Origin of the sequence: Alicyclobacillus sacchari, from assembly GCF_004366795.1 — a bacterium.
GTDB classification, from domain to species: domain Bacteria; phylum Bacillota; class Bacilli; order Alicyclobacillales; family Alicyclobacillaceae; genus Alicyclobacillus; species Alicyclobacillus sacchari.
On the sequence record NZ_SORF01000024.1, the window covers coordinates 1 to 13,376 of the forward strand.

Here is a 13,376-nt window from a genome sequence, read left to right on the forward strand (position 1 = left end):
GACGAGCTTCGCCACACCACCATCCTGCAAAAACAGACCTTTCAAAAATTCATCATCCACGTTAATCTGATATTGAGCCATATTCGTTCCCTCCTAGTGAGTGGTTTCTCTCAATCCTACATTCTACCAGAGAGGACGGAGATGGCTCATCTTTTATACCTCACATGCGCCATCCCTTTTTACACAGCGTACTGGACTCAACTGGATTCAACTCCATTGTGCGAGATTCCTCGCAAATGAAAAAAGCCATAACCAAATTCATGATAGCCTGCACGCCAACGGGCATGAGCAGTTTTTCAGCGTATCCGACCATTACAATGTTAGACGTCGCTTTATACAGTGTAAGTTATAACTAACGTTCGTTTTAGTCTCTCTCGTAGGCCACAATATGTAAATCAACGAACTCAGCATTTTTCAGAACATAGTCAAGTGGGTTCATCTTCATTCGTGCAATAAGTCCTTTGGGTGCCAACGGTTGTCCAGCAACTAATTCGGTCACTTGAAGCTCCTGCGCCGTCTCCACAATCGTCGCACCTACTTTGTGGTCGGCGGAAGTTTTGGTGATGAAATGCGCGTCAAACTGTTCACTAAGCCGTTGAATCTTTAATAAATCGCGCTCATCTTGTGGACTCATCCCTTCATGGGACAATACCACAAGCACCCAGAGTTCTGCGTTCAAACGGTCGGCTATGCGCCAACCGCGCCGAATCAGCTTCTCAGAATGTGGACGATGGTTGACGCAAACAAGAATACGCTCAAACTCTGTAGTAGTTCTTTCTTTACTCGCCTTGTATATTCGCTGATCGACATCGTCAGCTACCTCTAATAGAGCCAATTCACGTAGTGCAGCCAAATTCGCATTTTGGAAAAAGTTTTCCAACGCACTCTCGATTTTGTCCCGCGAATATATCTTTCCCTCCATCAGGCGCTGTTGAAGGGTTTCAGGTGTAACATCGATCAGCTTAATCTCGCGAGCCAATTTCATAAACCAGTCCGGAACACGTTCCCTCACCTTGACGCCTGTTATGTGTTCGACCTTGTCATGTAAACTTTCCAGATGCTGAACATTGACCGCTGTCACCACATTGATGCCTTGCTCAAGAATGTACTGTATGTCCTGATACCGTTTCTCGCGGACACTCCCTGGTACGTTGGTATGGGCAAGTTCGTCAATGAGAACGATTGATGGTTTACGGCGGACAATGGCATCAACGTCCATCTCCTCATAGCTACGTCCCTCGACTTCAATCCGTCGTTTCGGAATGACCTCCAAGTCCCCGATCTGCTCCGCTGTTTCTATACGCCCGTGCGTTTCAATTAGGCCGATAACAACATCCCACCCCCGTTTTCTCCAGTCATGTGCATCCTGAAGCATTTTGTAGGTCTTTCCGACTCCTGGTGCTGCACCGACATAAATAGTCAGTCTCCCTTTGATCCTATGGTTTGCACCACTGTCATAAAACCCACTGGTCGATCTTTTAAGTCTAAACATAGATCCTGGAGGGTCTTGCCAGCCAACAATCCGAAGGTCCGTGTAACGAAGATTTCTCAACAAATACCGAATGGGATTGTCCTTCCATAGCTCCCATGTCCGACTTGAGACTGGTTGTCCAATCACGATCTGTGTAACGTTTAACCGTTGTGCCACGTCGGAGATAATGCCGCCAATCTTCCTGTCGCTCCGCGGCTCCACGATCCATTCAGCTTCATACTCGTCAGCCAGTTCTTTCAGTTTTTCTAAATTCATCTTCTCTTTATCCGACAGCAAATCCTCGGTGGTGTTGCAAATCGTCAACACATACAAATCGGCCTTCATCCGTCTTGCCATACGATGACCACGTTGAATCAACTTGGCTGCACGTGGATAGTGACTGACACAAACCATGATAACCTCCTTAGCGCCGACAGGCCCGGGAATCCTACGCCTTGAATAAGATCGCTCCAAGCGTTCATCGACGTCCTCCGCCACCACACGCAAAGCCAATTCCCTAAGTCCGGAGAGATTAGACTTCCGAAAAAAGTTTTGCAGCGCTTGATCAACCATGTCTAAAGGGTAGATGCTTCCGTCCCGCATACGTTGACGTAACGTCTCTGGTGTCACGTCGATGACGGAGACTTCGTCAGCCCTTTTGATCAGCGACTCAGGAATGCGTTCACGCACCGCTATCCCAGTGATTTCCTCAGCCTCCTCGTGGATTCCTTCGATATGCTGCACATTAACAGTCGTCAGGACTGAAATCCCGTGATCTAGTAAATATTCCACGTCCATATATCGCTTGGGAAACATAGAGCCAGGCGCGTTGCTATGCGCCAACTCGTCGATGACGACCACGGCTGGTGCCCGCTCGATAATGGTTTCCAGATTGACTTCTTCAAAAATGCGATGCTGGAATCGAATCATCTTTCTAGGAAGAATCTCTAACCCATCAATTTGCGCGGCTGTTTCTGGTCGGTCATGAACATCGACATAACCGATCACAACGTCAATTCCACGTTCCTTTAAGGAAACGGCCTCGCGCAGCATTGTGTAGGTCTTTCCCACACCAGGCGCCGCTCCGATAAATATCTTCAATTGCCCAGGTGCTGTTCCAAAAACTTCTCCAGAACTTGATTTCAATGTCGAGCTCCCCACCTTCTAAAAGCGACCCGTTTGCTACATAAGTTATGATCAAAACGCGCGTTCTGTGAGCAAGTCCAAAATACTATGTAAAATCCTTTTTAAGAGTTTAATAGCACGTTCACAATCCGTTCATAATGGTGATGTGCGGCACCTTCTTGTCACGCCTGAGACTTTTTCACTCATCTCTCCACCACTACCTATGATTAGGTAGAGGCGGCCCGTTGTCCCTGCCTCGTCAATACCCTAGCAATGCTCCAATCAGTCGTACAACAGACTTCCGGTTGCGGAAGATGAGTATGACGCGCTCTGGGCCCTCGATTTCTTCGTTCACTCCACGCCGTTAGTTGTACGCAATTGCCAGCGACAACTTTCAGGAGCAGCAACTGCGGCCCTAACATCGCCACCCCCGTCCTTCAGTGCCTGCACGGTCTCCGGCGCCCACTCGGCGTACTCCTCGACAAACTTGTCTTTGTGCAGTCGAGCCCTGGATATCGAGAACATCCAGGATGACCGTACACGCATGTACAGGTGCTGATGCAGAAATTCTGGTGGGATTATTCCACGCCCCGACAATGGGATACAGACGCTTGTACAGCGCCGACACTTTGAACTTAGAGAACTTCGTCCCGCAAAGCTCCTCCTTGATCTAAGCCACATGACGGGTTCATACGCCGTTTGCCATCAGACCTTCGGATATAATCAACTAAGTACATGTAAAGCCACAAACGAGGACTCGCGCGAAAAAAACCGTACACTAACTGTATCCCCACAGTATCGTAAACGACATAAAACTGTAAGCTGTCGCATTGCTAACAATTAAACGGACTTCTATAACAATCCGCCGCATACGCCGAGTCATCTTACTTGCGGTAAAATCTGATAGTAGCAAGCTCGAGCAAGACTTCTTCACTTACTGTAAGCCGTGTACTATCGAAGTCACTTGTTTTACCACCTCACAGCTTAACTGTAATGTTCATTCTCAAAAGCCAACGTGCACAATTCGACGGTTGGCACCATTAGAGAAGACGTTCCCCGGCGTGTCCGACGTCAAAACCGCATAGGGGCGGTCATAGAAACCGTCCCTGTTACAACCACTTGAGTAACCAATTGCAAAGCGTTATAACCCTTATCGCCCAAGAAGTTTTTCAATTCCCAAGTTAAGTTGCATCACATTCACCATAGGTTCCCCCCATATTCCAAGAAACCGCCCTCGTTTGTCCTGGTTAATGAGTGTGATGAGATCCCGCCTACTCAAACCTGTAGCTTTCGAAATTCTCGGCACCTGTATCATGGCATTCTGAATGGAAATATCCGGGTCCAATCCCGACCCAGATGATTCCACCATATCTGGAGGTATCGAAGAAACTGGCGTACCAGGATTTTGCTGTTCTACTGCTTGAATATTGTTTTTTACCTCCCTGATCAAAGCGGGGGTGGTAGGCCCCAAATTAGACCCCCCCGAACCGTTTGCTGAATAACTGACTGCAGAGGGGCGTGGATGGAACAACCCCGGGTTCGTGACTGCTTGGGCAATTAAGATAGATCCTACAACGCGTCCGTTCAACTTAACCATACTGCCATTTGCCTGATACGGAAACAGAAGCTGCCCAATTCCGGTCACAATTAAGGGGTAAATCAGCCCCAATAATGCGACAGAGACAACTAAAAATCGAAGAGAGCGCCATAGATTTATCATCATTTCATCCCTCCTTAGATGTGTGCCAATCCTAAGGCCGTGATTACTAAGTCAATAGCTTTAATTCCAACGAAGGGCGCGATGACTCCACCCACACCATAAATGAGAATGTTTCGTATTAGCATGGAAGTAGCACTCATCGGTCGATATCTGACGCCCTTCATCGCAAGCGGTATCAGCAGTGGAATGATAATCGCATTAAAAATGAGCGCAGATAAAATGGCACTGCGCGAGCTAGTCAAATGCATGACGTTTAGGGCCTGAAGCTGTGGAACATATAGCAGGAACATTGCCGGAACAATTGCGAAGTACTTCGCAACATCGTTTGCAATCGAAAATGTCGTAATTGCTCCTCGAGTAATTAGTAACTGCTTCCCAATAGAAACAACCTCAATCAGCTTTGTCGGGTCAGAATCAAGGTCCACCATATTCCCAGCTTCCTTGGCCGCGGGCGTTCCTGTATTCATCGCTAGGCCCACATCTGCCTGAGCCAAGGCCGGAGCGTCGTTTGTACCGTCCCCAGACATCGCTACCAACTTGCCCTGTGCCTGTTCTTCTTTAATTAGACGCATTTTATCTTCCGGCTTTGCTTCAGCTATAAAGTCATCTACACCGGCCTCTTTCGCGATTGTTGCAGCCGTTAATGGGTTATCTCCAGTACACATCACCGTTTTGATGCCCATCTTGCGTAATTCCTCGAAGCGCTCCCGCATTCCCGGTTTGACAATGTCCTTCAGGTAAATCAATCCGTAGACATCGTTTCCTTTAACGACTGCGAGTGGAGTACCTCCTTCCCCAGCGATTCTGTTTGTTTTTTCTTCCAAGTCATCCGGAACTATCCCCCCATTTTGCTGTACGAATTGACGTATGGCGTCGACTGCCCCTTTTCGGACAACCGTGCCATCAGCCATATCCAAGCCGCTCATCCGAGTATCGGCACTAAACTCAACATTCTTCGCTTCAATGAACTCTTCTCGAATATAGGCAACACCTTTCTCTTTGCCAAGCTCGACCACCGAACGACCTTCTGGGGTTTCATCGAACAGAGACGACAATACCGCTAATTCGATCAGAGACTTTTCAGTATGTGATCCCACTGGGACGAACTCGCTGGCTAGGCGATTCCCAATCGTGATTGTACCCGTCTTATCAAGAATCAACGTATTGACATCTCCGGCAGCCTCGACCGCTTTACCGGATTTGGCTATTACATTGAAACGGATAACGCGATCCATCCCGGCGATTCCAATAGCGCTTAATAGAGCGCCAATTGTCGTTGGGATAAGACAAACCAACAATGCGATAAGCGTCGCGATATCAATGTTTCCACCGACATAACGTGCAATTGGATCAAGCGTGTCAACGACAATTAAGAAAATTAGTGTCAGCCCCGCTAAAAGAACAGATAATGCCAATTCGTTAGGCGTCTTTTGTCGGCTAGCTCCTTCCACCAAACCGATCATCTTGTCTAAAAACGATTCTCCGGGGTCCGCCGTAACACGAACCACCAGTTCATCTGACAGGAGCTTTGTTCCACCAGTGACGGAACTGAAATCGCCACCGGCTCCCCGGATCACAGGTGCCGATTCACCGGTAATTGCGGATTCGTCTACACTACCCAGTCCCTCGATCACTTCGCCGTCTGCTGGAATTGATTCCCCAGCGACTACCCGAATGATGTCTCCTCGGCGCAAGGTCGTAGCTGGTACGTTTTCGTAAGTGCCATCCGGAAGCTTACGGTTGGCCGTAAGGTCAGTCTTCGACTTCCGTAATGACTCTGCCTGTGCCTTACCTCTGCCTTCGGCAATGGCTTCGGCGAAATTACCGAAGAGAACAGTGATGAACAAAATCACAGTCACTACAACGTTGAAAGCTCGTTCTCCACTGCCAACGCCATAGTGCCCTCCGAACAAGTTTGGATCAAAACTTAGCAAGAGGGTAATGACACAACCGATCTCAACCACAAACATCACTGGACTCTTCACCATGCTGCGAGGGTCAAGCTTTCGAAACGAGTCCAACATTGCCTGATTGACAATCGCGCCCGATAAGCCTGTAGATTTACTGTTTGCCACTTGGAATCTTCCTTTCTTATCGTCACATGAACGCGCTACTGAGTAACTTGACCCGCAAGCATCTGCAATTGTTCACCAATTGGACCAACTGCAACTGCTGGGAAGAACGTTAGCGCCCCAACGATAATGACGACTGCAAGAAACACCGCGCCGAAAGAATATGTGTTTGTCTTCAGTGTTCCTACGGTTTTAGGCATAACAGATTTGCTGACAAGCGAACCTGCCATCGCGAACATGGCGACTATTGAAACATATCTGCCAAACAACATAACAAGACCGATCGCCACGTTGTAAAAGACGGTATTGCCGTTCAAGCCCGCAAATGCTGAACCATTATTGGCCGCACCGGATGTGAATGCGTATAAGACTTCCGAAAAACCATGTAGCCCAGGATTCAAGATCGATGAAGTTCCCGCTCTTGTCACGATCGCAATTGCGGTCGGAACCAGAATCACAAACGGATGTACCAACATGGCCGCGGTCGCAAGTTTAATTTCTCGAGCTTCAATCTTCTTCCCGAAGATTTCTGGTGTACGACCAACCATTAACCCTGAAAGGAAAACTGCAATAATCAGGAACATCAAGATGTTTAACAAGCCGACGCCAATACCGCCAAATACAGAGTTAAACATCATAAATACAATCGGTACCATACCGCCAAGTGGCGTGAGGCTGTCATGCATATTGTTCACAGCACCTGTGGTAAATGCAGTAGTAACTGCAGTAAAAATACTGCTCAAAGATTCGCCAAAACGCACTTCTTTGCCTTCCATGTTTTGTCCAGAAATCCCTAACACATGCTGGAGAATCGGATTTCCAGAGGTTTCTGAAGCATAGATGGTAAACGCGCCAAGCAGGAGCAAGCCCGTGAGGAACACGTATAAAACCACTGCTTGTTTGCGATCGCCAATAAACTTCCCGAACGTCGCTATTAAGGCAGCCGGGATCAGCGCCATTGCCAGAATCTCTAGCACGGTTGTTATCGCTCTTGGGTCTTCATATGGGTGAGCAGAATTCGCATTGAAGTATCCGCCCCCGTTTGTTCCAAGTTGCTTAATCGCTTCGAGTGATGCAACAGGACCTCTCGAGATGGTCTGCGTACCGCCCTGCAAGGTATGGACTATCTGGGCACCTTGCAGGGTTTCTGGAAGACCCAACCCCACAAACGCGACTGCAAAGATAAATGCCAACGGCAACAAGATGCGAGTATGCACTTTTATATAATCAACCCAGAAGTTTCCCAACGTCTTCCCTTTGTTCGCCACGATGCCACGAATAAAGGCAATTACAGCCACAACTCCTGCAGCAGCTGAAGTAAACTGCAAATAGGTGATCGCGACCATTTGACCCAAGTATGACATAGACTGTTCCCCAGCATAACTTTGCCAGTTGGTGTTGGTAATGAAGCTGGCAGCTGTGTTAAAGGCAAGGTCCCAACTCATCCCTTTAATACCGTCGGGATTAAGAGGTAATCTACCTTGTAAAGTGAATATTAAATAAACAAATATTGCCATCACGAACTGTACCAAAAGCCATACCTTAACATAGCCTTTCCAATCCATATCAGTGGAAGGATTAATCCCTACAAGCTTGTAAATAACTCTTTCTATGGGGGCGTAAACTGGCTCAAGAAAACTTTTTTGCCCTGTAAACACCCGATAAATGTAACCGCCAAGCGGAATCGCGAGTGCCAAAATCAAGGCAACCACCGCTAGAATCCCAATTGTCCCGGAACAAGTCAACTCGTGTCACCTCCTAGATTACTTAGAACTTCTCTGGATTAAAAATCACGTATGTGAGGTATATCATTAACAACCCTGAAATCACCAGAAGAATCCACATACACACCCTCCACTCAGGCTTTATCAAATAATTTGACCAACCAGACGAAAATTCCAAACGATACCACGAATAAACCAATTCCCCACACATGACCCACTAGCGGCTTCCCCCCAACGTTAGTCCCGCGATCAGCCTGGGCTGGTAATGCCCCCTTGTTGTTCCCCCTAAAAACGTCCTCTTATGCGTTTGAGGTGGATCTCGCACTGAGCCGCCTAAAAGGACTTTGACTCATAGAGGTTACGGAGATGATTGTAGGTCGAATTCATGTCAAAATGCCGTTGAGATATGCCGTTTAGGTGTAAAAAAATCATAAAAATGAAGGACACAAGGGCCTTGGCAGAGTTATAAATTATACATTCCTCTAATCGAATGGAGTTAGCGGCATGAAGCAAACAACATCTTTTAGACCAAAATGGCGTGTACTTACTTCCCATGTCATCCCTTTATTTCCTGACCCAAATACAAGTGGACCTGACAACAAACTCAACTTGTTTTTGCCATACTTGATCGCATCGATTATGGTCTTTGGGTTAACTTTAATCTTCTGGCATTCCCAATATATTTTTACCCCTGTTAACATTGCCCTTTTATACCTTTTACCAGTGCTGGTTACAGCGGTCCGCTGGGGACTGTGGCCATCTGTTTATGCCGCCGGTATAGGAGTGATGTCCTTTGATTTTTTCTTTATCCCACCAATATTCGCTTTTACAGTTGGAGATACGAGGTATTTGATTTCTTTCGCTGTATATTTGGCAGTTGCCATATTTACCGCTAGCTTGGCAGTTCAGTTACGACAACGCTTCGAAGAAGCAAAAGCTCGTGAAGCCATTACGTCTGCCATGTATACTTTGAGCACTCAGGTAGCCGCAGCGAGGGACTTAGATGCCGTCCTGCACGAAATTGTCCATCACGCCTCCAGAACTTTTGGCTTGTCTACCGCAATTGTGCTGCCGGACACAGCAGGGCAACTGACTGTAAAAGTACAGCATGGAATTAAGTCATCCGATGACCCAGATATTATTGAACCGAGAATATTACGTTGGGTGTACGAGCATGGGAAAATGACGGGTTACGGAACAAATACTCACAGAGATAATTCGTTGCTATACGTACCTTTGAAAACCGAATCGAAGATCCATGGAGTAATGTGCATCGCTGTCAAACAACCATCGGGAATTGGGAATGCAAACAATCTCATTCGAGTAGTTCAGGCTTTGGCTGGCCTCGCGTCAGTATTCGTCGCACGCATTCATTTCGAAGAAGAAGCCAAACTTGCTCATATAACCGCAGAGTCGGAACGATTGCGTACTGCCCTATTGGATTCCATTTCACACGAATTACGTACGCCACTAGCCACAATCATTGGCTCTGTTACAGGAATGATAGAGGGCGCAGGCGTTCTTTCTGCCACAGACCAATATGAGTTGCTGCTGACCGTTCGGGAGGGCGCAATGAGGATGAACCGCCTCGTCACAAACCTCCTAGGAATGGTTCGTCTCGAAAGCGGCATGCTCCGCTTGAACAAGAAATGGTGTGACATCTCAGATATCATCGGTGTGGCACTGAGTCAGGTACAGGATTCGTTACAAAATCGAGCGGTGGAGCTAAACTTGCAAAGTAATTTACCAGCAATTGCGGTGGACGATGTGCTGATCGAACAGGTACTGGTTAATCTTCTTAGCAACGCTGTAAAATATTCACCCGATGGCAGCCCAATTCGTCTTGATGTCTTAGAATACGATGGAGTTCTCACTATGCGGATTCGAGATCAGGGCATAGGTATCGCTCCGGAAGAGGTGGACAAGATCTTCGACAAATTCTACCGAACCAATGCTGGGAAAAGCATTCCTGGTACCGGTCTTGGATTAGCCATTTGTAAAGGTATCATTCAAGCACACGGTGGCGAAATTTTCGCCAGGAGTGCAGAGGGTGTAGGTACAATTGTTACAATTCGACTTCCTGTCAGTGACATGCCGGAACTTCCACACGACTCGATGAGTTTAGAGTAAGGGGCAGCTTTATCATGGGTGCAAAAATATTAATCGTTGATGATGAGCCACAAATTCGGAAATTGCTGCGCGTAACCTTGCAGGCTCACGGGTTTACGACGATAGAAGCGGCAACGGGACAAGATGGAATCATACAGACAGGGATGATCAGACCTGACTTGATCATTCTGGACTTGGGACTACCCGATATGGACGGCACGAAAGCATTATCTCAAATACGTGAATGGTCTACCGTTCCGATCATTGTAGTAACCGTACGTGATGACGAAGAGGGAAAAGTGTATGCCCTTGACCACGGTGCGGATGATTACGTCACCAAACCATTTGGGATGAGTGAATTGATGGCTCGAATTCGTGTAGCTCTTCGCCACATCGCAAACCAACAAGACGAACCAGTACTGAAAACGGGACAATTGACCATTGATTTAGCTCGTAGAATTGTTGAGCGAAATGGCAAACCTGTTAGGCTCACTCCGACAGAATATGACCTTCTAAAGACACTGGCGGCAAACGCAGGCCGGGTCATGACACATCGGCAATTATTTCAACAAGTATGGAAGGAACACAATTACGAAACCGCGGGGCACTATTTACGCGTATACATCGGATATCTAAGAAAGAAAATCGAAGATAACCCCGCACAGCCAAGCCTCATTATCACAGAACCTGGGGTTGGGTATAGACTTGTCATTTCGAGTGAATCTTAAAGTGATGTTATACTGGCCCCAGAGTCAACCCAGACAGATGATGTGAGGTAGAATAGACGCAGTGAGGCGTTTGACGCATGCCAGGACGTAAGTGGACTGTGGTCGAGAAAATGAACATCGGGTTGAAAGGGATGCTTCCCCCGGCGGATGTCAACGAAGTTTGACGACAGCATGGTGTGGCCCAAAGTCTGTATGACAAGTGGCGTGATGCATTTCTGACTGGTGGACGAGCAGGGCTTCGGTCAGGTCCTTCTACCCGGGAGCAGGAGTTGGAGAAGCAGTTGCAGGAAGCCATAAACAAAACTGGCGAACAAACTATGGAAATCGGTTTACTCCCATGAAATTAAATCTCTCAACTATCTAAATAGTATCCAGGCAAAATGGGAGGCAATTCAGTACCGCGCGGACGATGCGATCTTCTTGGATACACGTGGGTTCGTTTCGGAGTCGCCAATCTGTAACGTTTTTCTTGTGAGTTCTGGAGTCTTGGCTACTCCACAAGTAAGCAATGGCATCCTCCATGGAATCACACGCAAGAATGTAATTGAAATTGCTCGTGAGCTTGGCATGGCTGTACAAGAACGAGATATAACCCCATACGAGTTAATCCATGCTGACGAGGTGTTTCTCACCGGTACACACGCAGAAATTGTACCTGTGGTGAAGGTAAATAATTTGCCTATAGGAAACGGTGAGCCAGGGCCCACAACACTCGAACTCATTGCACGTTATCGCAGACGGACTGCTGACCCGCGCTTCGGAGTAACAATCGACTGGCGTTACGGATGGTGAGGGCTATGCCAGTTGTAAAAAGTAAAGGGTTCGCCGGTAGCCTGCGCCAGTTGGCTGAAGGGCGAGTTACTCCATCCGAATTATTGTGGGACCTTACAGAGAACGATTTGATACAGATGCTTGTCCCTAAATTTGCGAATATTGACTCAGAAAGTGCTTTGGCCATAGGAGATGGCGTTTTAGCTGGAGACGTGACTGGACAGTTGATCTTAAATCGAACACTCGGTGAGTGGATTATTGCTGAAGCGAAAACAAAACAAACTGAAGTGGATATCATTTATTCGACACAAAAGTAGGGATCTTGAGCGAGAAATTCGAAACCGCGTGTGCATAGGGAGCACAGGGAGTATTTATTATACGTCGGAGACTTGGGTTGTGCCGCTACTTCCGTCTCGGTGAGTATCATCTTCAGCCACCAGGGGTCTGTCAATAATTTTGTGTAAACTCCTTTGAGTGACCTTAGCGGACGTACTGTTCGATACGATCCGGAAAGTATATCGTCAACTGACTCAGAATCTGCCCCCAGTTCTGAATCCGCATGGTCCAGCGTTTCGTAACCTCCATCGTGGCCAGGAATAGCATCTTAGTGAGGGAATCGTCCGTCGGGAAGATGCTCTTTCCCTTGGTCACCTTACGAAGTTGCCTGTGGTAGCCTTCAATCAGATTCGTTGTGTAAATCAACCTGCGCATCTCCATCGGATATCGGAAGAAAGTGGCGAGTTCATCCCAGTTGCTTCGCCAAGAACGCACGACAAGGGGATATTTGCTGCCCCAGATCTCCTCGAACTTGTCCAGTTCGGCCAAGGCTGCATCCTCGGTGCTGGCTTTGTAGATGGGCTTTAGTGCCGCTGTTATAGGCTTGTAGTCCTTATACGACACGTACTTGAGCGAATTACGAATCTGGTGAACGACGCATTTCTGAATATCGGACTTGGGATAACAGGCTGCGATTGCTTCACTGAAGCCTTTCAGGTTGTCGACGCAGGCGATGAGGATATCTTCAACACCACGGCTCTTCAGCTCGTTAAGCACGTTCAGCCAAAACTTCGCAGACTCGTTCTCGCCGATCCAGATGCCAAGCACGTCCTTTTGCCCTTCAAGGTCAATGCCCACAACCATATAGGCAGCTTTGTTTATCACCTGGCCCTCCTGCTTCACTTTGTAGTGAATGGCATCCAGAAACACCACAGCATACACGGTTTGCAGCGGCCGGCTTTGCCATTCCTTAATCATCGGAGGAAGCTTGTCCGTGATGTTGGAGATGAGTGTGGGCGATACGTCTAGTCCGTACAATTGGTGAAGATGGGCCTGAATGTCTCTGGTGCTGACACCCCGTGCATACAAGGCAATGACCTGTTCCTCGATGCCGACGGTGTTGGTCTGATTCTTTTTAATGATTTCAGGCTCGAATTCACCCTTGCGGTCTCTGGGGACTGAAATCTCTACGTCACCGTATTCGGAGGTAAGAGTCTTGCGACTATGCCCGTTGCGACTGTTATCTGTCGTCTTGTTTTTCGTGTCATGCTTGGCGTAGCCCAGATTGTTTGTCGTAGAGTGAAATTACCCGGAATCATCATCTCGGGTTCCCCGGAAAAATCACGAGGAATTCCCCATCGTCATCGCGTGGGGTAGAAC

At 47.6% G+C, this 13,376-nt stretch carries 10 protein-coding genes and 2 pseudogenes; 5 read left to right on the top strand and 7 right to left on the bottom strand.

The window, feature by feature from the left end:
- Positions 1-240: hypothetical protein (locus C7445_RS14795; RefSeq protein WP_208320926.1), on the top strand; the 240-nt coding region annotated here is incomplete at its 5' end.
- Between the two features lie 124 nt (positions 241-364).
- Here C7445_RS14795 and C7445_RS13535 read toward each other — a convergent pair.
- The 6 genes and pseudogenes from C7445_RS13535 to kdpF all read right to left on the bottom strand — a co-directional run bounded on the left by C7445_RS13535 (position 365) and on the right by kdpF (position 8,323).
- On the bottom strand, positions 365-2,617 hold the full coding sequence (locus C7445_RS13535; protein WP_243835202.1) for a histidine kinase: 2,253 nt from the start codon (positions 2,615-2,617) through the stop codon (positions 365-367).
- Between the two features lie 247 nt (positions 2,618-2,864).
- Positions 2,865-2,995 (bottom strand): annotated as a pseudogene (locus C7445_RS15050) (IS256 family transposase); the annotation flags it as partial.
- A gap of 751 nt (positions 2,996-3,746) precedes the next feature.
- Positions 3,747-4,316 carry a potassium-transporting ATPase subunit KdpC gene (kdpC, locus tag C7445_RS13540; protein WP_134161150.1) on the bottom strand — a complete coding sequence of 190 codons (570 nt, stop codon included), beginning with the start codon at positions 4,314-4,316 and terminating at the stop codon, positions 3,747-3,749.
- Between the two features lie 14 nt (positions 4,317-4,330).
- Positions 4,331-6,391, bottom strand: a complete 2,061-nt coding sequence (gene kdpB / locus C7445_RS13545) for a potassium-transporting ATPase subunit KdpB (protein WP_134161152.1) — start codon at positions 6,389-6,391, stop codon at positions 4,331-4,333.
- A 35-nt stretch (positions 6,392-6,426) separates the two neighbouring features.
- Positions 6,427-8,133, bottom strand: coding sequence for a potassium-transporting ATPase subunit KdpA (kdpA, locus tag C7445_RS13550; RefSeq protein ID WP_134161154.1), 1,707 nt, complete (start codon positions 8,131-8,133; stop codon positions 6,427-6,429).
- Positions 8,134-8,155: 22 nt separating this feature from the next.
- Entirely contained in the window at positions 8,156-8,323 is a 168-nt protein-coding gene (gene kdpF / locus C7445_RS15055) for a K(+)-transporting ATPase subunit F (protein ID WP_134161156.1), read from the bottom strand.
- A 293-nt stretch (positions 8,324-8,616) separates the two neighbouring features.
- Here kdpF and C7445_RS13560 point away from each other — a divergent pair, with 293 nt between their 5' ends.
- The 4 genes from C7445_RS13560 (at position 8,617) to C7445_RS13575 (ending at position 12,037) form a co-directional block, all read left to right on the top strand.
- On the top strand, positions 8,617-10,242 hold the full coding sequence (locus C7445_RS13560; protein WP_134161158.1) for an ATP-binding protein: 1,626 nt from the start codon (positions 8,617-8,619) through the stop codon (positions 10,240-10,242).
- Positions 10,243-10,256: 14 nt separating this feature from the next.
- The gene (locus C7445_RS13565; protein ID WP_134161160.1) at positions 10,257-10,949 is read left to right on the top strand and encodes a response regulator; all 693 of its coding nucleotides are present in this window, start codon (positions 10,257-10,259) and stop codon (positions 10,947-10,949) included.
- Between the two features lie 303 nt (positions 10,950-11,252).
- Positions 11,253-11,741, top strand: coding sequence for an aminotransferase class IV (locus C7445_RS13570; protein ID WP_134161162.1), 489 nt, complete (start codon positions 11,253-11,255; stop codon positions 11,739-11,741).
- Positions 11,742-11,746: 5 nt separating this feature from the next.
- On the top strand, positions 11,747-12,037 hold the full coding sequence (locus tag C7445_RS13575; RefSeq protein WP_134161164.1) for a hypothetical protein: 291 nt from the start codon (positions 11,747-11,749) through the stop codon (positions 12,035-12,037).
- Positions 12,038-12,200: 163 nt separating this feature from the next.
- Here C7445_RS13575 and C7445_RS13580 read toward each other — a convergent pair.
- A pseudogene (locus C7445_RS13580) lies at positions 12,201-13,283 on the bottom strand (IS256 family transposase); the annotation flags it as partial.
- Between the last annotated feature and the right edge of the window lie 93 nt (positions 13,284-13,376).

Bases quoted from the DNA above. Each gene is read 5' to 3' on its own strand.
- C7445_RS13575 (WP_134161164.1), top strand. From the start codon at position 11,747: ATGCCAGTTGTAAAAAGTAAAGGGTTCGCCGGTAGCCTGCGCCAGTTG.
- C7445_RS13560 (WP_134161158.1), top strand. From the start codon at position 8,617: ATGAAGCAAACAACATCTTTTAGACCAAAATGGCGTGTACTTACTTCC.
- C7445_RS13565 (WP_134161160.1), top strand. From the start codon at position 10,257: ATGGGTGCAAAAATATTAATCGTTGATGATGAGCCACAAATTCGGAAA.
- kdpC (WP_134161150.1), bottom strand. From the start codon at position 4,316: ATGATAAATCTATGGCGCTCTCTTCGATTTTTAGTTGTCTCTGTCGCA.
- kdpF (WP_134161156.1), bottom strand. From the start codon at position 8,323: ATGTGTGGGGAATTGGTTTATTCGTGGTATCGTTTGGAATTTTCGTCT.